Source organism: Leptospira sanjuanensis (assembly GCF_022267375.1).
Taxonomy (GTDB): domain Bacteria; phylum Spirochaetota; class Leptospiria; order Leptospirales; family Leptospiraceae; genus Leptospira; species Leptospira sanjuanensis.
In genome coordinates, this window is sequence record NZ_JAIZBH010000001.1 from 533,361 (window position 1) to 554,440 (window position 21,080).

Genomic DNA, 21,080 nt, shown 5'->3' on the forward strand with positions numbered 1-21,080 from the left:
ATCATTCCCGAATCTTCAATACGGAAAGAAGATCCATATTTTTGATTTTTCTGTATAGAATAAAATAACTCAAGGCCGCGGTCCCGAGTGTCGTGAAAATCGACATTACGTAAGTTCGATACGATATGATCAACGGAATCTTAAATCCTTCCGTTTCGACCGTGTTCATTAAAAGATACGCGCAGAAATAACCGAGCAGACATCCCACCGGAAGGGAAGCTATGATTTCGAACCCCAATTCCCCCGCAAGGATTTGAAAAACTTCCTCTTTCGTAAATCCGAGAATACGCAGACTTCCCAATTCAAATACGCGTTCGGATAAGGAGATCATCGCGGTGTTGTAAACGACTCCGATCGAAATCACGGCCGCAAAGACGAATAGGATCGTGGTCGTCGCAAGAGTACTTCGGGACATCGTATCTGAAAAGACCTTGAGCGTTCCCTCTCTTGTGGAAACTCCCGAAATTTTCGGCACGTCCTTTAATTCCGCTAAGAGCCTGGATTCTTCCTTTGTGTCGGTCCGGAGGGCGATGAGATTCACGTTATCTCCTTCGCCTAACAGACGATTGACGGAAACGAGTTCCATGTAAGCTCCTTGTCCGAGGAGTTCCTCCACGAGTCCGTCCACTCGTACGGAGATTTTTTTGCGGTTCCCTTCCAAAACTTCCATTTCGATTTTGGAGCCGGTTTTGATTCCTAATTTGTCGGCCACGTTCGAGTTGAGAAAAATCCCCGACGTCGGCGGTGTCAGTATGTTTCTTTTTTTACCGACCAATCTTCTGAGTTTTGCGTCGTTGGGAATTCCCTGCAAGGCGAGTTCTTTGGAATGATGTCCGATGCGGATTCGAATCGGGATCATTCTATATCCTTCCGCGGTCAACACGGCTTTGTCTTTTCTCAAATCGTCCACGGCCGTATGCGACACCGGTCCTAAAAAGGAAACCGTGATCGATTCTCTTTGTAAAAGATCGAATTGGATTTCGATCATCGCGTTGACCGCGTCGCGGGAGAACATTCCCAGAACCATAATCATGACCGAGGTCGAAACTCCGAGAATGGCGACTAACGTTCGGGTCGGTCTTCTCGTAAGATTTCTGAGAATCATCCTGGATTGAGCCGAAAGCGAACCGATATACGTTTCGATCCAATTCTTTTTAAAATTCATAGGCACGGGGGGCCGCATCGCCTGAGCCGGATCCAAACGTAAAACTCGCAGGATAGAATACGCCGTTCCGGCGGCGCCCGCGAGAACGCCGATCAAAATTCCGATCAAACCGAGAGAAGGATTGAGACGAAAGTCCAAATGAGGAAAACGATAGTATTCCGAGTAAAGATCGGTCATCGCTTGGCCGAGCCAAACTCCGATGATAACCCCGAGAACGGAACCTAGTCCGCTGATGACAGTGATGATCTTCAGATAGTGAAGCGCGATTTCTATATCAGAATATCCTAATGCTTTGAGGGTCGCGATCTGTTCTCTTTCCTTGGAAATGATTCTCGTGGCGACGATATGAAGAAGAAACGCGGCGACTCCCAAAAAGATCGCGGGTAGAAAATACGCCATCGTCTTGAGTTGTTTGAACTCGTCCCGTAAAAAGGAGTGTGAAGGAAGTTTGTCTCTGTCATAGGAACCGTATCCTCCATACGGTTCCAAGATCCGGTCGATTCTTTTTAAGACGGAAGTTCTATGTGCGCCGGGCGCGAACGTAAAGATCGCGTCGTTGAAAGCGCCTATCATTCCGAAGGCGTTCTCCATTCCTTTGCGATCCATCCATAAAATTCCGAAATGTTTGTCGTCGGGCAGGGGATTGGTTCCCCGAAAGATATAAACGTATTCGGGGGAAAGCGCGATTCCGACCACGGTAAGAATTCTCCGTTCGCCTTGGAGAATTCCCACGATTCGATTTCCGAGCGTAAGTTTGTTTGCGATCGAGAACGCTTCGCTTAACAAAACTTCGTTGTCTCCTTTCGGCAATCTTCCCGATCGGAGATACGGAAGATTGATTCCTTCGGTGAGCGATACGAATCTTCCCGCGGTGGGAAGAGTTTCTCCGGGAATATCCAGTACTGCGTCTTGCACGATCCGGGTGCGGACGACTCCGATTCCCGGAACGTTGGACAATTCTTCCAACTTCGATTCGGGCGCCCGTTTGAGGGAGACGAATCCCTGCGCAAAATACGAGGATACGTAGAATTTTGCGCGAGCTTCGTATAACGAGTCGTAGGCGCTGCGGGATGAGATGAAAATTCCCACGCCTGCCGCGACGACCAAGGCGATCGTGATTCCTTGCGCCTTCAGCGTTTTCATTTCCCGAAAGACTTTTCGGTCGAGCATTTTCACCAGTGCAATTCCCCCGATGTTTTCTTACGGGAATTTTTGCGGTTAGACGTTACGGAGCCGTCCCTCATCTCGACGACTCGATCCGCCATTTCCGCGATGATCGCGTTATGCGTGATTACCACCGTTGTCGTTCCGAGTTCGGCGTTGACTTTCGAAATCGCGTCCAATACGATTCTTCCGGTTTTGAAATCGAGCGCGCCCGTAGGTTCGTCGCAAAGCAGAACGTCCGGTCGTTTTGCGATCGCTCTCGCGATCGCGACTCTCTGTTGTTCTCCTCCCGATAATTGCGCCGGAAAGTGATCCTTGCGTTCGAGCAAGCCGACCAAGTCCAACGCTTCTTCCGAACGCATCGGATCGGAACTGAGTTCGGTCACGAGGGAAACGTTTTCCAGAGCGGTCAAACTCGGAATTAGATTATAAAATTGGAATACGAATCCGATATGATTTCTGCGATAAAGAGTGAGACTTTCGTCGTCCGAAGAAAATAGGTCCTTGTTTCGAAAGCGGACAAAGCCGGAAGTCGGAGTGTCCAATCCTCCGAGAATGTTGAGCAAGGTGGATTTTCCGGAACCGGAAGGTCCGAGGAGGACGACGAATTCTCCCGATCTGAGTTCCAGGTCTACGGAGTGAAGAGCCGGGACTTCGACTTCTCCCATTTTGTAGATCTTTCCGATCCCTTGCGCTTCGAATACGATTTCGGATTTTTTCCCGGTTTTCCGCGTCATTTCAGGAAACCATTCTGCGGATTTTTTGAAAGAGGGAAAACAAAAATTATCCGATTCAGACTTGATTTACGTCATCGGAATCGTATTGTTTACCGGACTTACCCGCGAACTTCGCGTACACTTTTTACGGAAGGAAATATTTTTTACTATGCCTCCTCACGGTCCGCCTCCGCCGCCCGGTCTGCCGATTCCGGAAATTTCTTTCACGATCACGATCTTTTCCATTCTCGTACTTTGGTTTAAACGTCATCGTTTTTCGTTCGATCGATGGTTCGTGTTTTTTCTGATCGCTTTGAGTTGTCTTCACGTCGCTCATATTCTCAAGAGAAGTTTCGGGAGAATCTATTTCGATTTTTTTCATATACCGCAGCTTTTGTTCGGCCCATTGTTCTTTTTGTATTTGAAGGACATTTTGGGAATCGGAGTTCGTAAGAACGATCGGATTCATTTTGTTCCGTATTTTACGTTCGTCGTTTTGTTCTCCGTTCTGAGAATCGTTCCCGCTGCGGAACCGTTTTACGATTTGTTTTTCGGCCGGGACGGATGGGCTTTGCGGATCGTTACGTTTCTTTCCCTGCTTTTCTACTGCGCATTCGGTTTTTATTATATTTTGAAAGCGGAAAGGGAGAGCGGCAATCCCCTGTTCGAATCCCTGCAATTCGGCTGGTTGAAAGTCATGATCGGCCTTGTAGTCGGGATCGTTTTGTATCACGGTGCGGGTTTTGTGCTGAGTCAGGTTTCTCATTCTCCAGAACGTCCGCCCGTACTGCCTCCGATCCGCGGTTTCGACATTCTTGCGTTTACGATTCTTTTTTCCTTGTTCGGGGTTCGACAGAGCATTCTTCATTCCGCTTGGCTTTTAGGTCAGGGGAGCGCGTTCGACGGAATTAAAAAAAGAAAATACGAGCGCTCCGGTTTGGAAACGGATCGACTGAAGAATTATGTTCAAGCGGTCAAACAGCACATGGATTCGGAGAAGCCGTATTTGGACAGCGAATTTTCCTTAGACCAACTTGCGGATCGTTTACGGTTTCCAAGAGCACATATCACGCAGGCTCTCAACGAGGTCTTGGAAACGAATTTTTATAATTTCGTGAACGAATATCGGGTGAAAGAATTCATTCGTCTGGTGGATTCCGCTCCGGAAGAAAAGATTGCGGTTTTGAGTCTAGCCTTTGATGCGGGTTTCAATTCCAAATCCACGTTCAATCAGTCCTTTAAAAGAATCACGGGAACGACCCCTTCTTTATATCTTTCCGAAAAAAAGCAAAAAAAAGAGTCTTAGCCGATTTGTTCGGTCGACGATTTTCGTCCACTTGCATATACTTGAGTGCCATTGCAAAAGGGTGCCTGATTCGGCACGGGCGCTCGATATAAAGGAGAAAATATGATTCAAAAAACGATTCTAATCTTACTCATCACGGCCTCTTTCGTAGTCTGCAAAAAGGATTCGAACAGCAACGATGATCTTACGATCGCAACCCTGGGCGTGATCGCGGCTACGGGATTTTGTAACGGTAGTCTCGCGACTACGGGAACAAGCGTTTCCAAACAAACGGCTACGATCGATTCTTCCTCGGGCTGTGTAACGGGTGTCGTTACCTGTATGGATACGGCCCTTCCTTCTTGGATTAAAGACAACTTTAAATGTTCTACGGCGTATGTTTCCGGTTCGAACTACATTTTCAAATCGCAGAACGTCCCGAATACGAAAAGTTATTATTACGGAAGCACTTCTCCTTTGTTCGAAGCCCTTCCGGGCGGAAATTCTCCCGCGGGAACCAACTCGATTTCCAGCCAACGGCTGGTTTATTCGATTCCTTCCACTCCTGCGAAAGGAACGGGAACGGTGAGCACACAGGGCGGTCTCGTTTCCATCGGAATCACGGTGAACGGTCTTGCCATCTTCAACAACGCAGCGGCTCCTCCCGATACTCTCGCGGTGGAAGCGATGACGTTTGACAACTTCGGAGGTCACCCGCAAAACCAAGGGGTCTATCACCATCACGCTGCCGTTACGAAAATCAGCAACAACGACGCGAACCTGATCGGAATCATCCTGGACGGTTATGCGGTTTACGGTGAAAAATGCGATAACGGAACCGCCGCAACGGGAGATGATTTTGTTCCTGGAGATTTAGATTCTTTGCACGGTCACACTAGAGCAACGGTTCACTTTCCGACCGCAACCTATCACTATCACTACGTAATGGACGCGACCGCAACGATCAAGACTCTCATGGGTTCTTATTTTTACGGTGTCATCGGAAGTGTTTCGAACTAAACCCTTTTTTCTCTCACTCGTTTTCTTGATGGCCTTTTTTTGGATCGGCTGTCAAGGAGGCGATACGGTGGAACACACCGATTCCAATCTCGTCTTCTTTAAGGACAAACTCTATTACAAACGAAACCTCTTTACCGGAATCCTGAAAACGGACGTTTCCGCGTTAGGCGAAACCCAGACCGCGCGTTATAAGGACGGATTGGAGGACGGAGAATTTCTTTCCGTCAACAAGGACGGCCGCGTGCTGGAACGGAGATTCTTTCGCGAAGGATTGAAGGAAGGAGTTCACCGAGCCTGGTTTCCGAACGGGAACAACCGCTTTTACTCGGAATTTCGTTCCGGAAAATACGTAAACGACCGTTGGGAATGGTATGAAAACGGAAAACCTTCCCTTTACGAAAAGTTCGACGAGAATGGAAAACTGATCGTGGTGAAAAAGTGGAATCGAAACGGACAAATTTACATGAACACCGTGATCGCCGCCGACGGAAGTTCCCTGGGACTTCCCGGAAGCAAGATTTGCGAGCCCATCAAAAAAGCGGATTGAAGAATTCTTGTCGGATCGACGCGGCTTACGCGGTATAAAAAACCATGAAAAAGATTCAAATATTCGTATATTCTATTTTACTCATCTTGTTTGCGGCCGATTGCAGAGGCGATAAGGAAACGTTTAATCCCGAGTTGACGTATTCTTCCTCGCCGAAGGCGGGCATTCTTCCGTATTTCAAAGGCGCCGTGATGGATCCTTTTTGGCCGGAAGCGGACGGAAAACTTCCCGAAGATCTCAAAAAAGTGCCCGAGATTTCGCTCGTTTCGCACGAGAACAAGGAATTCAACAACCGCGATTTGAGGGACAAATACACGTTGGTCGTTTTCTTTTACGCGAAGTGCAAGGGAATTTGTCCGATGATCACGCGCAACATGATGAACTTTGTTCCTAAAATCGCGGATCAAAAGGACGTTCAGATCGTTTCGATTTCGATCAATCCCGAGATCGATAACGTCGAGATTTTGAAGAAGTTTCGAAGCCAATACAGGATCACTCAGAATAATTGGACCTTTTTAACGGGTTCTCAAAAAACGATCTACAATCTTGCGAGAAACGAATTCGGCGCGGACGTCAAAGTCATTCAAGGTAAGGACGACCTCAACGATTTCGTTCATACCGAGAACGTCTTTCTCCTCGACCGCAAGCAATATCTAAGAGGAATCTACCGGGCGAAAGGATACGGGGATTTGGAACGGCTCAAAATCGAACTGGAAACGTTGCGGGAATCCGATCGGAAAAATTCTTCCGTGTCGATGTCCGTGTTTTGATCTTAAGGAAATGCCGAATCGGCGGAAAACAGGGTTGAGCTGCGAACCGCCGTTAAACGAACGCAAAGTATGAACGCTTTTTAATATACCTTCAACTTAATATGTTTACTCATCAATTTGAAATGTTTATCCAATGTGAATAGTATCGCCTTGTTCTGAATCGCGTTCTGAGCGATTATCAGATCGGGAATTCCTACCTTATTGATTCCGTTTTTAAGATTCGAAATTTGATAATCTATAATTTGTTTCCAGTCGATTTCTAAGGTAAGACGTTCGATCACTTCCAAAGCTGCGACAATTTTCGATTGTTTTTTCGTTTTTAGAAAAGGAATCAATTCCGCTAAGATGAGGTCGTTCGTGTAAACGTTTTCATTGTCGATCAATTCGTCGACTTTACTCGAAATCGGCGAGTTTGCGTCCCGAAAATAATCGATCCAAACGGATGAATCCAATAAAATTCTGCTCACCGCTTCCGCATCTCGTCTAGGTTGATTCTTAAATTAACGACTCCCTTATATTTTTTAAGATTTTTCACTTTTTCCCTCCGAATCAAAGAAGCGAGTCCTTCCTTGATTACGTCTGTTTTCGTTTTTAAGTGAGTTAATCTCATCGCTTCTAAAAACAATTCCTCTGGAATATCCACGGTCGTTCTCATAGTATGCATAGCATGTTTGATTTATATGCACTGTCAAATCCGATTCTTTTTTCGGATGAGGGAGTATCTAAAGGTCGGCTCGGGAACGGCTGAAGATCGAACTGGAAACGTTGCGGGAATCCGATCGGAAAAATTTTTCCGTGTCGATGTCCGTGTTTTGATCTTAAGGAAATGCCGAATCGGCGGAAAACAGGGTTGAGCTGCGAACCGCCGTTAAACGAACGCAAAGAACAAAAAATTAGATTCTCGTTCGTTCTCCGTAAAAAAAATTCGAATTTACGCGCTCGACTTTGCACGCGCGGAACCGCTCCGAGCGAGGGAGAATTCTTCCTCGCATACAGGAGCATCGTATGAAAAATTTAGCGCATATCATTCTGGACGGAAATCTCACGGCCGATCCGGAACTCAAAACCTTAAACAGCGGCAAGAACGTAGCGACGTTTACACTTGCGGTCAATCACGATTATAAGTCCACTCCCGAAGAACCGGGCGAAGTTTCGTATGTGGAAATCGAGTTGTGGGAGAGACAAGCGGTCAATGCGAACGAGTATCTCAAAAAGGGAAAGAAGGCGACCGTGATCGGCGAATTGCGTCAAGATCGATGGAAGGCTCAAGACGGAAGCAATCGGAGCAAGTTGAAAGTGATCGGTCATACGGTTCGTTTCGACGGCTTGCCGGGAAGGAAAGAAAGGGAAGCGGCGTAAATCTGCGTTAGAAGAATGGTCGACGGGCGTCTCAAAGGCGCTCGTCGCCGTTTCGATTTCGGAAGAACGAAACGTTTCGCCAACGATCTTTGCGATTCTGAGACAAAATCCGAATTAAATTTTCCGTAAAATCAGAACGTAACGTTCTTCCATCTTCTCCATAAAAGAGAAGCGGGGAATGCGACCAAATACATAATCAATCCGTAAAGTAGAATCGTGATCAAAACCTTGGGATCTCCGGATTGTTCCTGCGCGAGCAGCAACGCGAGAGAAAGATTGCGGATTCCGCTTACGATTCCGATGCTTCTTCGATCGTCCGCTTTTTCGCGGAAAAGATAAATCCCGCTCGTAAACGAAACGACGATTAAAAGAAACAGGACGATCCAGATTAAAACTCCGAATTCTAGAATTTCTTTTCCGTATTTGATTCCTAAATAAAGAATCGAGAATGCGAGCGAGACGTTGCTGATTCTTACCAAAATAGGAAGAATGCGCAGCGACAAAGGTTCGTTAGTCCTTCGAGTCCAGATTCCCAATCCTAACGGAATTCCGAAAAATACGAGTCCGATCGAAAGAAGTTTCGGAAGAACCGAAAAGGTTTGTCCTATTTCCGAAAACGAATTTCCGCCATACAAGGTGATTAGAATCGGCGCGGAAAATAGGCTCGTGAAATTCAAAAGGCTCAACAGAACGGCTCCGGTCGCGGGAGCGCCTTTCGCTTTTAAGATAAAAAGTCCGGCCGAGGCTCCTCCGCCCGAACAAGCGCAGAGAAAAATTCCCAAGCTGATCGCGGGAGAAAGTTCGAACATTCTGCAAAGAAGAGACGCGAGAATCGGCAGAGTAACGAGATTCAATATACAAACCCCGAGCCCCGTCAGAGCGGTTTTACGGATCGAATCGAGTTGGGCTGGAATCAATTCCAAACCGAGGGAACTCATCGAAGATAAGGCCAATACCATCAAAGCGGCTTCCAACATAATTCTTTTGCAATTTTCCCCGATTTCGTAAAATTGCAATCAAAGATAGGGGTTCCGTTTATGAACCGGAGAGTCCAAGAAAGTAGGAGATCCTACAGGGGAAGAAAATGGGATTTCGCCGAAAGATCCGGAAAATGAAGGAGTTCCAACACAAGTTGTTCCGACAAATCACCGGTACGTGCTTTCCTATGGACTCAATTCGAATTTCAAAAATCTTGGTTGTAAGAGTTCCCACACTTTCCAAAAAATTAACTTCTTACCGAAGCGAAGGAGTTCCCACAGTTCAATTTACGTTATGAGTTCCCGTAAAATCACAGTCTTACAAGTCCAAGAGCCGACCCGTTCCATTTCCTTTCTGACTCGAATTCCCGAGGAAGAATTACCGCACTATCGAAATTCCCTGCCGCAAGGATTTCGCGAAGAAGTCGATTGCGACGAGGACACGGTCTTATTTCTTCATACAAACTTCTCGCCGTTGTCGTTTGAAACCGTACGGGAACCCTTGTTTCTCCCTAAAAACGAAATGATCCCCGTGGTCGCGATCGATCCGCAAGGTAAGATTCTCATGCAGGCGTTCGGAAACGAAGAAAGTCAAACTCTTACGATCGATACCGGTTACGCGCACTATTTCAGCCGATCTAGAAATCAACTCTGGAAAAAAGGGGATACTTCGGGACATACGCAGAAAATTCTTCGGATTCTAACGCCGTCCGACCGTTCTTTTTTGGTCTATCAAGTGGAACAGGAAGTGGCGGCCTGCCACGAAGGATATTACAGTTGTTTTTTTCGAGAAAGAACGCCGAACGGAGAATGGAAACCGCTTCCGGTTCCTCGAAATTTTCTTCCAGAAAAGAGCTGAAATTGCAATCTGACCCTGGACCGATTCGAAAATTCGCCGAAGGATAAAAAGAAGAAGGAGTTCCAACATTTTCAGGAAAAACGCGCGCTTATGAATCTAAAGAAATTTTTGATATACTCCGGATTAACGGTCGCGGCTCTTTTGCTGATCGCGATCACCGCCTTCTTCATCGTAGACGAACTCAAAGGAGGAGCGGTCGGTGCGGGTCAAACCAAGATCGATCTTTTGATCGAATCGGGCGACACTCCGGGCAAGATCGTGGAAACGTTGTCCACACACGGGATGATCAAGTCTTCCAAATACTTTCTCTACCTGGTTCGTTTTACGAGAAGCGCGGGAAAGATCAAACAGGGACTTTACGAAATCAACGACGGAATGGATTCGAGAAAGATTCTTCAGGTCATCACGGAAGGCCGGGTCAAACTCGTTCACTTTACCATTCCGGAAGGTTACAACAACCGTCAAATCGGAGATCTTCTTACCTCCAAAAAGATCATATCCAAACGTCAGGATTTTCTACTCGCAGCGAGCGAACCCGAACTCCTGAGAGAGTTCAAAATTCCCGCGACTTCCGCGGAAGGATATTTGTTTCCCGAGACATACAGCATTCCGATCAATTATCCGGTGGATAAAATCGTGCGGATGATGTTGAAACGTTTTTACGTTCGGATCGCGAAAATCGAAAAAGCGAAGGATCTTTCTCCGGCGGAACTTCATAAATTCGTAATATTGGCGTCGGTCGTAGAACGCGAAGCCAAACGAAACGAGGAACGTCCTTTGATGGCGGGCGTATTCAACAACCGTCTCAAACGGGATATGCCTTTGGAATCCTGCGCGACGATTCAATATCTTTTTGACAAACCGCACAGCCGAATTTTCGAAAAGGATCTGAAGATCGTTTCTCCGTATAACACGTATTTGAACAAGGGATTTCCGCCGGGACCGATTTCCAATCCTGGATATCCGGCTCTTGAAGCGGCCTTTTATCCGAAAGAATCGGAATATCTATTTTTCCTCTTGAAAGGGGACGGATATCACTACTTCGCAAAAACACTCAAAGAACACTTGGAAGCGAAGAAGAAATACATCGACGTTCTTTACGACTAAAAAAATAAAAGCCGCGTTTTGCTAAAACGACATCGTTTATAAAAGGCGGGCGCGTTCGGAGTTGATTCGGGCGCTCCTGCTCGATCCGATCGATCGACGAGGATCGTATTCAAAAAATCGCAGGCCGAGCTTGTTCCGCGCTCCGGCTTCGCCTTCGGTCGGCTTTCGCCGACTGCGTTGCACGCTCCACATCTCTAGCGCAAAAAGGCCCGGTCCGCGTAAAAATTCTTCTGTACAGAAAAGGAAAGATATTGTCGAATAAAGAAAAGAAGGTCCAAGCCGATTCGGAAACGAAGTTTTTTGGGACCGTTCTTGGATCGAAAGCTATCGTATGAAAACTCGCGACCTGGAAATCAAAAACGTAACACAAGAACTGATCGAAGTTCAGAAAGCTCTGAACGTATTCCGTGAAAAACAGAAAAACCGCGAATCCCTGGACGAAGCGGCGATCGAATTCGTGACCAAAGCCGACCTGGTCATTCAAAGAGCGGAACGAAAAGAAATCTTTCTGACCGAGGATCAAAAAAGAAGGATCAAAAACAACCTCTTACGAATCCGCTCCTCTTTGGTTCGCAATCAAGCTTCGTAAGAAAAGCGCTCCCGCGCATTCGAAACCATCCGCTTTCCGGCGAAAAAAACTCGATTCTCCCTTTCCAACGCGACTGATTTCGCGGAAGTCTTGTCACCAAATCCTTTTTGACACCCCAGGGCGGTAAAAATAGCCTATCTCCAGTGGAAAAGATTGAAGTCGGTGTAATCGCTGCGGCGGGCAAGGGAACCCGAGCCTATCCTCGGACAACTTACATTCCCAAACCCTTGTTCGAGTTTCAGGGGAAAACCATTCTCGAACGAAACGTTGAGCTGATGCAGAACACGTTCAAGGTCAAAAAAATCTACGTCCTGGTCGGTCACCTGAAAGAGATGGTGATCGCCGAAATCCAAAAGATCCAAAACAAATACCGCAACATCGAAATCATTCCTTCTCCTTGGACTACGAGAGGCCTTGCGAGCGATATCGCGAGTTTGGAACCGCAGATCCGTTCTCCGTTTATCACGATCCTCGGAGACGAGTTTTACTTTCATCCCGATCACAAGAAGTTTACGGACACGTTTCGGAAATATCCGAAACTCATCGCTTCCATCGGAGTTCAAAAAACTTCTCTTCTCTCTAGAATCCGGAAGAATTATTCCGTGGAACTCAAAGGGGATCGGATTCTCGAACTCGTGGAAAAACCCTCCGATCCTCCGAACGATCTTCTCGGTTTGGGAAGTTATCTTTTTACTCCCGCGTTCTTCGAATATTTTAAAACGACCCCTCCTTCCGCAAAGAGCGGAGTGATCGAGATCACGGACGTCATCGATCGGATGGCAAAGGACAGCGGAAAAGTTTACGCTACGACCCTCGACGTGGAATACTTCAACATCAATTCGATGCAGGATTATCATCACGCGGTTTACGAAATTCGAAACGAGGAATTCGCCCGTTTTAAAACGACATTGATCGTTCCCACGAAAAACAACGAACGTTCCATCGCGGACGTGATCGTGGACTTCAAAGGCAAGGTCGACGAGATTCTCGTCGTAGACGCAGGTTCCACGGATAAAACATTAGAAATTTCTAAAAAAGAAAAAGCGAAAGTGATTTCTTATGAACCGGAGAATGAGTTCGAAAAGGACGCGGACCTGTTCGGGAATCAGATTCGCCGGGGAATCAACGCCGCATCCGGGGACATCGCGATCGTAGTGACGCCGGACGGATCGTACAGGTCCAAGGATTATCCGAAACTTTTGGAATACCTCAAGGATTCGGATATGGTTATCGGAACAAGAACGACCCGTCAGATGATCGAACAAGGCTCCAACCTTCTTCCGGGAGTGCGTGTAATCAATCTCATCCTCGGTAAACTCATCGAGGTTTTCTGGTGGGGAATGGAACCTCGTTTTACGGACGCGATGTGTTCTTACTTCGCGATTTGGAAGGATTCGTATGCGAAGATCGAACCGGATCTCGAAATGAAGGACCAGAGAATCATTCCCGAACTCATGATGGAAACGGTGCGTTCGTATATGCGCTGTATCGAAATTCCGATTTCGTATTATCGTCCGATCGAATCCGTGAAAAAGAACATGGCCCGCGAATTCTTTTCCATCGTTAGGCTTATGTTTAAGAAGAAATGGCTTGGAAACTGAAGAAACCGAACGGAACCGAAAGATCGAACAAAAATTCGATTTAGAATATTGTAATTTTAGAATATAGAAAAGGGATATTTATGGCAAAGAAAGTTTTAGTGACCGGCGGATGCGGATTTTTGGGATCTCACGTCTGCGAATTGTTCCGCAAACAAGGTTGGGACGTGATCAGCTACGATAGCATGACCAAATACGAACTGAAAAGAACCGGTTACGGCACCGAAGCCACGAGAGAATACAACTGGAATTATTTGCAGGGAATCGGAGTCACGATGGTTAAGGGTGATATCCGCAACCTCGAACACCTAATGGATCGTACCACAGGCTGCGACTTTATCGTTCATACCGCCGCTCAACCCGCGATGACGATTTCTTGGGAAGATCCGGAATTGGACATGACGACTAACGTTGTCGGGACATTTAACGTTCTCGAAGTCGCCCGCAAAAGAAATATTCCCGTCGTAAACACGAGTTCCATCCACGTTTACGGAAACTCGATCAACGATACTCTCAAAGAAGGAGCGACTTCCTACGAAAGAACTCCGGTTGCGATCGGAGAGGATCAGCCCGTGATGGTCGGGGAAATTTCTCCTCTTCACGCTTCCAAGATGAGTGCGGAACACTACGTGAGAACGTATGTCGACATGTATAAGATCAAGGCCGCTTCTTTCCGTTTTACTGGAATTTACGGAGAGCGTCAGTTCGGCGGAGAGGATCACGGTTGGGTCGCGAACTTCGCGATTCGTTCCGTATTCGGTTGGCCTCTGAGAATTTTCGGAACCGGTAAACAGGCGCGCGATATTCTTTACGCGGCGGACGGAGCGGAAAGTTATCTGCGTTGGTTCGAAAATCCGACACCTGGAGTTTTTAACATCGGCGGCGGACCGGATCATAAGATTTCTTTATTAGAATGTATTCATATGATCGGAGACATTCTCGGCAAAAAACAGGAGATTCAATTCGACGTGGAAAGACCGGGAGATATGCGTTACTTTATCTGCGACATTACCAAAGCGAAGAAGTTCGGATTCAATCCGAAGTTCAAGCCGAAAGAAGGCGTCGAACGTTTGATTCGCTGGATCGAAGCCGATAAGTCCGTATTCGAAGTTAAAAAATGAAGAATCTGGTCGTTATCCCGGCTTACAACGAAGAAGAAACGATTCGAGAAGTCGTCGAACGAGCCTTGAAATATTCGGACGTGATCGTCGTCGACGACGCGTCCAAGGACAAAACTCCGGAGATTCTAAAGGCGTTGATCAAAAAACATCCGAAGAAGTTGTTTACGATCCGTCACGAAAAGAACACTCACATACCCGGCGGGATTCAGGACGGAATGAAGTTCGCCGTCGAAAAAAAATACGATTCCGTCGTGACGATGGATGCGGGACTTTCGCACGATCCGGATAAACTTCCCGAGTTTTTCAACACGGATGCGGATCTCGTGATCGGAAGCCGGGTGACTTCGGACGGAGTTCCGTTTTACAGAAAAGTAATCTCCTTTCTCGCTGCGAAAGTGATGAATTACTGCATTTCTCCCGGTCTTTTCGATATCTTTGGTTATCGTCTGAGGGACTGCACGTCCGGTTATCGGAAATATTCCAAACGTGCCTTTACTTGGATAGCACAGTCCAAGCTAGAATCGGTTGCATTCGACTTTCACATGGAAGCCTTAGCCATCGTCGCAAAAAATCAAGGCACGATCCGGGAAGTCGGAATTCATTACGTATTTTCCAATTCTTCCTTCAATCGCAGGGTCTTAAAACAGGCGATCTCGTTCGCGCTCAAACTTCTTCGCAGAAAACTCAATCCGATCGGTTAAGAATATGCAAAAACTTGAATCTTTCTTCCGCAAACTCGATTCTCCCGTCAAGGGATTGATCGTACTCGTTTCGTTGTACGGCTTTGTGACTCTGGCTCTTTGGTCCCGTTACGAATGGAATCCTTCTTCGATGGTAAACTTCGGAGAAGAATTCATCAAAAAGAACGAAGCGGAATCGCCGCGCGGAGTGATCGCTTTTAAAGGTAAGGAAGGAGATCTCGGAGCCGGATACGACGGTCAGATCTTTTATTATTATTCCAGATCGATTTCCAATCTCAGCTTTCAGTGGCCGGAAGGTTTTGATCCGACTTACCGAGCACCCCGCATCGGTTATCCTTTGCTCATTTCCGTTTGGGGAGTTTTCGGGAAATGGGGCAACATCGCGGGGATGTATATCCTCAGCCTTTCCTTATTGTATCTTTCCTATCTTGCGTTGAGAATTCTTCTGAAGGACAAATCGCATTGGGCGATCTTGTATCTGATTTCTCCGTTTACGCTGGCGAGTTATTCGGTTCTCGTGAGCGACACGATCATGGTTTCCTTGATCGTTCTCGCGATTTACTTTTACGAAAAGGAAAACTACGTTCCGTTTTATCTTCTTTCCGGTTTGGCCTTGCTCACCAAAGAACCCGCGCTGTTTTATCTTTTCTCGTTGGGGCTTGCGGCCCTATCCGGAAAAGACGTAAAAAAAATGTTGATCGTGGGCTCGACGCTGTTGGTTCCGTTTCTCTGGCAAATCTATCTCAAATATACGCTGCCGAATTGGACGCCTACAAGACTCGCGGTCTTCATGATTCCTTTCGAAGGAATTTATAAATATCTAATGGAGTTGGGAGCGAGTTTTTCAAGCGGCGGAGGACTTAAGCCGATCATTCGTTCTTTTTCCAAGTTTCCTCTCGTGCTTCAGTTTTTGACGATGTTTCTGATTCCGTTTACGGGCACTTGGAGGAAGGCGACGTTTTACAAGGTCGGTTTTTCTCTGGTGGTTTTGATGATCGCGATCGCGAACCACTACCATTTCTGGTCCGAATACATCAATACGATCCGTCTTTTTACGTTCGCGATTCCTTTGTATCTTTTTATCAAAGCCGAAGACGACGACATCATCGATCGTCCGTTCGTGTTCTTGTTCCTGATCAATTTGGTTCTGATTTTGGCGAGGCTAACGGTTTTGTATAAGGTTCAGGATTACGTGGTGCGTTGAGATCGATCCGAACACATTATAATGTCCGATAAATATTTGACATCGGATTAGAACGGTTCATATTCTTGTTGTGAACCATCCATTGCTCAGTCGTATCACTTTGAATCCGGACGTTTGTCACGGTAAGCCGACGATTCGGAATCAGAGATACACCGTAGAATTAATTTTGGATCTGCTTTCCTCCGGAATGAGCGAAGACGAAATTAGAGAAGATTATCCGGCTTTGGAAAGAGAAGATATTCTCGCTTGTCTGGAATACGCTTCCAACTTGGTAAGGATAAAATCGATTTATAAAGCTTCTGCATGAAGTTCTTCGTCGATGCTCAACTTCCACCGAGTCTCGTTCAATATCTCAAAGATCGCGATATAGAAGTATGGCATACGGAAGATCTTCCGAAAAAGGAAAGAACTCCGGATTCCAAAATCTCCGCCTTTTGCAATGAACGAAACTTAATCCTGATCACGAAGGATTCCGATTTTTTAGATTCTTATCTTTTAAGAAACGAACCGAGAAAACTCCTCTCCGTTACAACCGGAAATATTCGGAATAAGGAATTGATTCTTCTTTTTGACCAATTGATGAATACGATTCTAATCGAGTTTGAAAATAGTCACTGGCTGGAGCTTTCCAACGAAGGGTTGATCGTTCATTAAAGGAATTGGCTTCACCTTCTTTTGCCGCGGATTTCCAGACATAATCTTTTCGATTCAGTCATTTTCTAAATACGTTCTCTTCTCACAGCTTAGGAACGTTCCGTTTTCCGATACCGCTTCCGATACCATTCTTCTCTGAGAATGCCCCTCAAAAAGCAAATGACAGGGGGAGAAGTCGTGATTTTGTAGGTTTAAGATTCGAATTTTTTACATCAGGATTAAAAACCCATGAGCGCAACCAAGACCGCCGTTGATCAAGCAACCGCGAAAAAAGCACTTTCCGTTTCTGCGGGAGTGATTGAAGAAGTTACAAAAGCCCTTGCAAAACGCTGCAGCGTAAACGGAAAAGTTTCCGTGGACAAGATGGACGAAAACCAACTCGTTCAATACCAAATCGCTTGGCTTACTTCCGAACAAAAAATCGCAGAGAAGTTCGTTGAATACGCGTGGGACGCTTCCCGCGGAACCGGCGACCTTGAACAAGAAATGGCGGTCGTGTTTGCGGCTGAAACCGTGAACCACGTTCGTTCCGAAATCAGTTCCCGTCCTTCCGAATACGGAATCAAAGCTTCGGATCTCGTTTCCAAAATCTACAACGACGAAATCAATCAATTCTTAGAAAACGCGATGGCGATCCAAAACTACAACGAGATCGCCGATAAGATCGTAGCAAAAGGTCACTTCGGCGCTTACGGACTGGACGACGATCACGAAATGTTCCGCGAGACTTTCAAAAAATTTGCGGAAGACGTGGTGATGCCTCACGCGGAACACGTTCATAGACACGACGATATCATTCCCGAAGACATCATCGGCGGACTCAAAGACATGGGCTGTTTCGGTCTTTGTATTCCCGAGTCTTACGGCGGAATTCAACCGAACGACAAACCGGACAATCTTTCCATGCTCGTGGTTACCGAAGAACTTTCCAGAGGCGGTTTGGGAATCGCGGGTTCTTTGATTACAAGACCGGAGATCATGTCTAAGGCTCTTCTCAAAGGAGGAACGCAAGCTCAGAAAGACAAATGGCTTCCTCTTCTCGCTTCCGGAGAAAAAATGGCGGGGATCATGGTGACCGAGCCGAATTACGGTTCCGATGTTGCCGGAGTTTCCGTTACCGCAAAACCTGTGAACGGCGGTTGGGTAATCAACGGAGTAAAAACCTGGTGTACATTCGCAGGTTATGCGAACCTTCTTTTGATTCTTTGCAGAACGGAATCAGATCCATCCTTAAAACACAAAGGACTTTCCATTCTTCTCGCTGAGAAGCCTTCCTTTACCGGTCACGAGTTTACTTACACACAACCCGAAGGCGGAAAGATCGAAGGAAAAGCGATCGGAACCATCGGTTATCGCGGTATGCACTCTTTCGAAGTTTCCTTCGACAATTACTTTGTTCCCGCAGAGAACCTGTTAGGCGGAGAAGAAGGCAGAGGAAAGGGTTTCTACTTCCAGATGGAAGGGTTTGCGGGCGGAAGAATCCAGACCGCAGCGCGCGCTCACGGTGTGATGCAGGCGGCTCTCGAAGCGGCTCTTCGTTACGCTCAAGAAAGAGCTGTGTTCCAAAAACCGATCTACGAATACAACTTAACCAAGTATAAGATCGCGAGAATGGCGGTGATCCTCCAAGCTTCTCGTCAGTTTGCGAACCACGTTGCGAATCTTTTGGACGACCATAAAGGACAGATGGAAGCGACTCTGATTAAGTTCTACGCTTCTAAAGTTGCGGAGTGGGTCACTCGCGAAGCGATGCAGATCCACGGCGGTATGGGATACGCGGAAGAATATGCCGTTTCCCGTTATTTCGTGGATGCTCGCGTATTCTCCATCTTTGAAGGAGCCGAAGAAGTAATGGCTCTGCGAGTGATTGCGAAATCTCTCATGGATCAATACGCGGCAGGTTGATCTTCAAAATTAGAATCTAAAAACTCCGTTTGATTTTTCGAAATCATCGGAGTTCGGGCGATTGAAAACTGCATTCTCTTTTTTGAATGTAGTTTTTGATCGGAAGGCGGGTTCGTTCCGCCTTTTTTATTGTAAAAGGAAGAATCGATTCAGTCGCGGTCAGTTTTTGGGCGAATAAATATTTCGTTCTCCGGTGATTCCTTTCAATTTTCTCGCGCCGACGAACTCGAAGTTTTGCGTACCCGCTTTGTTCGCGAATTCTTCGGTGGTAAGAATGCTCTTTTCGAAATCCTTGCAAAGAGATTCCACACGAAACGCTTGATTGACTGCGTTTCCGATTACGGTAAAGTCTAGTCTGTCCTTGGCGCCTACGTTTCCGTAAACCACGTCTCCTACATTCAAGGCCATACCCAGATGAATCTGAGTTTCGGGGCGTTCCAAGTTCCACTGTGTTACTGAATTCTGGATTTTTCGAGCCGCGCTCAAGGCCGCCAAACATGCCTTATGCGGATCATTTTCTTCGGCGGGAAAAACGGCGAGGATCGCGTCTCCGATAAATTTTAGAATTTCGCCTTTTTCTTCCTGGATCGGTTGTGCGGTAAGTTCGAAATAATGATCCAGGACTTCCACGATTCGTTTCGGAGAATTATTTTCACTCAAAGAGGAAAAGTCTCTCAAGTCGGCGCAAAGAATCGCCGCGTAAATCGTTTCTCCCGTTCCTCTCATGAATTCTCCCGAAAGGACGCGTTTGGATGCGTTCGGTCCGAGATAGACTTCGAGCAATTCGTTGACCGCGAACTTTCTCGATTCCAAATCTAAACGCAGAGAAAGAACGCTTCGAATCGAATTCAGCGATTCGATCTGTTCGTCCGTAAATCCTCCGGGCGCGTCCGTTGTCCAAGAGATGGCACTCCGTATATTGGTGCCGAATACGGAAACGAAGATGCAATAATCGGTTCCGCCTTTTTCCCGTAAGTCGACGCAAATCGGGTAAGAAAGATCCGCGTCCGGGCCGACCAACTTGCAACGGATAAAATCTCGCGCGCCTTCGCGGATCAGAAAAATCGGGCTGTCTTTGTATTGTTGCTGTTGAAGGCCGTCGTGAGGAATCAGTACGACTTGCGTTTCTTCTCCTCTGGTCCAGATCAAAGAACGAACCATTACTTCCGGATGCATCGTGGGTATGCTTGTGAAAAATCTCCAGACCGGAATCCCCGCTTCTATAATTTTTTGATTTAAAGTCTCTATAAGTTCTTTGGATTCCAATTCCCTCGACGACGGACTGGACAGCCAATTCAGAATATCTTTCATTCCAATCTCTTCTTGTATTTCCATGCGGAATATAGACCGATGTTTCGATTTGATGGTTCGAAAATCATTCAAACATGGAATGAAAAACGACTTCAATCTCAAGCACAATTTTAGAGAATCTTAGAGAGTTTTGATGAGGAGAGAAAGGGCTTTAGGGGAATTTCGTTTTAATCGGATCGTTTGAATTTCGACTTACAAAAAAAGGTTTCTTGTAAATCGAAGCTCAGTTTTCCAAACGATCGACTTAATTTTCTCCCGGAAAGCTTGTCACGTATTGGATCTTAATGTCCGGGAAACTCGTTACGAATTGAACTTTCGTATCAGGAAAGGAATTTACGATCTCCCATTTACCGCAGGAGTCGGGGAAAGAAGTTACCTTCTGCACCTTTAAGTCCGGAAAGGAAGTCACTTCCTGTACTTTTACGTCCGGGAAACTCGTTACGATCTGAATCTTTCCGTACAATTTCTTTCCGTTGAACGTACAACCGGATTGAACGTTACCTGCATACGCAGTCCCCGCCGCTATCACCAAGCAGATTGAAAAAATCACTAACAATAATTTTCTTGTCATTCGATTCTCCTATTGCTATGAATATAAGTCCGAAAATTTGTTTTTGGAAACTAATTTTTAACCAACGGCGATAAAATGGTAATGAACGACTTGTTATCGGGATTGTTCGTACGAACGAAAAAGGATCGATTTTAGTCCCGGATAAGAAGTTACACATTTGATTTTTACGGAGTGTCTCAAAACGATTCAATGAAACTTTGATATCAGGGAAGTTCGCTACAATTCGTATTCTTCCGTATAACTTCTTTCCTTGAAACATACAAACGCTGTCGCTATTCTTTGCGTATGTCGCATTTCCGCTTAAAAAAAATAAGCAAAGAATGGGAATTTTCGTTTTCATAAGCGATCCGGCTCCCGCGTATATTTTCAAAGCGTCCATCGGAAGGATTCGATTCCTTAATGTTCCAAAAGAAGCGAATTTGCATGGGAAATTGAGTTGCTCAATCGACTCTTTTTT

22 protein-coding genes are annotated in these 21,080 nt (G+C 46.2%); 15 read left to right on the top strand and 7 right to left on the bottom strand.

Annotated features, from left to right (window positions below; genetic code table 11):
• Window position 1 precedes the first annotated feature (1 nt).
• Together LFX17_RS02540 and LFX17_RS02545 are read right to left on the bottom strand one after the other, a co-directional pair.
• The gene (locus LFX17_RS02540; protein WP_238744851.1) at window positions 2-2,308 is read right to left on the bottom strand and encodes an ABC transporter permease; all 2,307 of its coding nucleotides are present in this window, start codon (window positions 2,306-2,308) and stop codon (window positions 2-4) included.
• A gap of 29 nt (window positions 2,309-2,337) precedes the next feature.
• Window positions 2,338-3,066, bottom strand: coding sequence for an ABC transporter ATP-binding protein (locus LFX17_RS02545; protein WP_238728730.1), 729 nt, complete (start codon window positions 3,064-3,066; stop codon window positions 2,338-2,340).
• Between the two features lie 25 nt (window positions 3,067-3,091).
• Here LFX17_RS02545 and LFX17_RS02550 point away from each other — a divergent pair, with 25 nt between their 5' ends.
• From LFX17_RS02550 to LFX17_RS02565, 4 genes are all read left to right on the top strand, one after another.
• A complete protein-coding gene (locus LFX17_RS02550; protein WP_238744853.1) occupies window positions 3,092-4,351 on the top strand; it encodes a helix-turn-helix domain-containing protein in 1,260 nt (419 codons plus the stop codon).
• A 102-nt stretch (window positions 4,352-4,453) separates the two neighbouring features.
• Window positions 4,454-5,350, top strand: a complete 897-nt coding sequence (locus tag LFX17_RS02555) for a YHYH protein (protein WP_238744855.1) — start codon at window positions 4,454-4,456, stop codon at window positions 5,348-5,350.
• Window positions 5,337-5,897, top strand: a complete 561-nt coding sequence (locus LFX17_RS02560; protein WP_238744857.1) for a toxin-antitoxin system YwqK family antitoxin — start codon at window positions 5,337-5,339, stop codon at window positions 5,895-5,897. Before LFX17_RS02555 ends, LFX17_RS02560 begins: the two co-directional genes overlap by 14 nt.
• A gap of 44 nt (window positions 5,898-5,941) precedes the next feature.
• On the top strand, window positions 5,942-6,667 hold the full coding sequence (locus LFX17_RS02565) for an SCO family protein (protein WP_238744859.1): 726 nt from the start codon (window positions 5,942-5,944) through the stop codon (window positions 6,665-6,667).
• Between the two features lie 80 nt (window positions 6,668-6,747).
• Here the strand turns inward: LFX17_RS02565 and LFX17_RS02570 are convergent, their stop codons facing one another.
• Window positions 6,748-7,134, bottom strand: coding sequence for a PIN domain-containing protein (locus LFX17_RS02570; protein ID WP_238728735.1), 387 nt, complete (start codon window positions 7,132-7,134; stop codon window positions 6,748-6,750).
• The gene (locus LFX17_RS02575) at window positions 7,131-7,322 is read right to left on the bottom strand and encodes a type II toxin-antitoxin system VapB family antitoxin (protein ID WP_238731479.1); all 192 of its coding nucleotides are present in this window, start codon (window positions 7,320-7,322) and stop codon (window positions 7,131-7,133) included. The genes LFX17_RS02570 and LFX17_RS02575 overlap by 4 nt, the downstream gene beginning before the upstream one ends.
• Window positions 7,323-7,672: 350 nt before the next feature.
• Here LFX17_RS02575 and LFX17_RS02580 point away from each other — a divergent pair, with 350 nt between their 5' ends.
• A complete protein-coding gene (locus tag LFX17_RS02580) occupies window positions 7,673-8,026 on the top strand; it encodes a single-stranded DNA-binding protein (RefSeq protein WP_118957905.1) in 354 nt (117 codons plus the stop codon).
• Between the two features lie 131 nt (window positions 8,027-8,157).
• Here LFX17_RS02580 and LFX17_RS02585 read toward each other — a convergent pair whose 3' ends face one another.
• Entirely contained in the window at window positions 8,158-9,003 is an 846-nt protein-coding gene (locus LFX17_RS02585; protein ID WP_238744863.1) for a bile acid:sodium symporter family protein, read from the bottom strand.
• Between the two features lie 295 nt (window positions 9,004-9,298).
• Here LFX17_RS02585 and LFX17_RS02590 point away from each other — a divergent pair, with 295 nt between their 5' ends.
• From LFX17_RS02590 to LFX17_RS02635, 10 genes are all read left to right on the top strand, one after another.
• Window positions 9,299-9,862, top strand: a complete 564-nt coding sequence (locus LFX17_RS02590; protein WP_238728737.1) for a phosphoribosyl-AMP cyclohydrolase — start codon at window positions 9,299-9,301, stop codon at window positions 9,860-9,862.
• A 90-nt stretch (window positions 9,863-9,952) separates the two neighbouring features.
• Window positions 9,953-10,969, top strand: coding sequence for an endolytic transglycosylase MltG (mltG, locus tag LFX17_RS02595; RefSeq protein ID WP_238744870.1), 1,017 nt, complete (start codon window positions 9,953-9,955; stop codon window positions 10,967-10,969).
• 331 nt (window positions 10,970-11,300) lie between these two features.
• Complete coding sequence (locus tag LFX17_RS02600) at window positions 11,301-11,558, top strand: hypothetical protein (protein ID WP_118957925.1); 258 nt, start codon at window positions 11,301-11,303, stop codon at window positions 11,556-11,558.
• A 143-nt stretch (window positions 11,559-11,701) separates the two neighbouring features.
• A complete protein-coding gene (locus tag LFX17_RS02605; protein ID WP_238744872.1) occupies window positions 11,702-13,159 on the top strand; it encodes a sugar phosphate nucleotidyltransferase in 1,458 nt (485 codons plus the stop codon).
• 80 nt (window positions 13,160-13,239) lie between these two features.
• Window positions 13,240-14,277, top strand: coding sequence for an NAD-dependent epimerase/dehydratase family protein (locus tag LFX17_RS02610; protein WP_238728740.1), 1,038 nt, complete (start codon window positions 13,240-13,242; stop codon window positions 14,275-14,277).
• Complete coding sequence (locus LFX17_RS02615; protein ID WP_238744874.1) at window positions 14,274-14,978, top strand: glycosyltransferase; 705 nt, start codon at window positions 14,274-14,276, stop codon at window positions 14,976-14,978. The genes LFX17_RS02610 and LFX17_RS02615 overlap by 4 nt, the downstream gene beginning before the upstream one ends.
• A 4-nt stretch (window positions 14,979-14,982) precedes the next feature.
• Window positions 14,983-16,182 carry an AZOBR_p60025 family cell surface glycopolymer formation protein gene (locus tag LFX17_RS02620; protein ID WP_238728742.1) on the top strand — a complete coding sequence of 400 codons (1,200 nt, stop codon included), beginning with the start codon at window positions 14,983-14,985 and terminating at the stop codon, window positions 16,180-16,182.
• Window positions 16,183-16,252: 70 nt separating this feature from the next.
• Window positions 16,253-16,489, top strand: a complete 237-nt coding sequence (locus tag LFX17_RS02625; protein ID WP_238728743.1) for a DUF433 domain-containing protein — start codon at window positions 16,253-16,255, stop codon at window positions 16,487-16,489.
• The gene (locus LFX17_RS02630) at window positions 16,486-16,836 is read left to right on the top strand and encodes a DUF5615 family PIN-like protein (protein ID WP_238728744.1); all 351 of its coding nucleotides are present in this window, start codon (window positions 16,486-16,488) and stop codon (window positions 16,834-16,836) included. Before LFX17_RS02625 ends, LFX17_RS02630 begins: the two co-directional genes overlap by 4 nt.
• Before the next feature lie 228 nt (window positions 16,837-17,064).
• Complete coding sequence (locus tag LFX17_RS02635) at window positions 17,065-18,741, top strand: acyl-CoA dehydrogenase family protein (RefSeq protein ID WP_238744876.1); 1,677 nt, start codon at window positions 17,065-17,067, stop codon at window positions 18,739-18,741.
• Window positions 18,742-18,900: 159 nt separating this feature from the next.
• Here the strand turns inward: LFX17_RS02635 and LFX17_RS02640 are convergent, their stop codons facing one another.
• A complete protein-coding gene (locus LFX17_RS02640; protein WP_238728746.1) occupies window positions 18,901-20,052 on the bottom strand; it encodes an adenylate/guanylate cyclase domain-containing protein in 1,152 nt (383 codons plus the stop codon).
• Between the two features lie 244 nt (window positions 20,053-20,296).
• Entirely contained in the window at window positions 20,297-20,623 is a 327-nt protein-coding gene (locus LFX17_RS02645) for a hypothetical protein (protein WP_238744878.1), read from the bottom strand.
• Window positions 20,624-21,080: the final 457 nt, after the last annotated feature.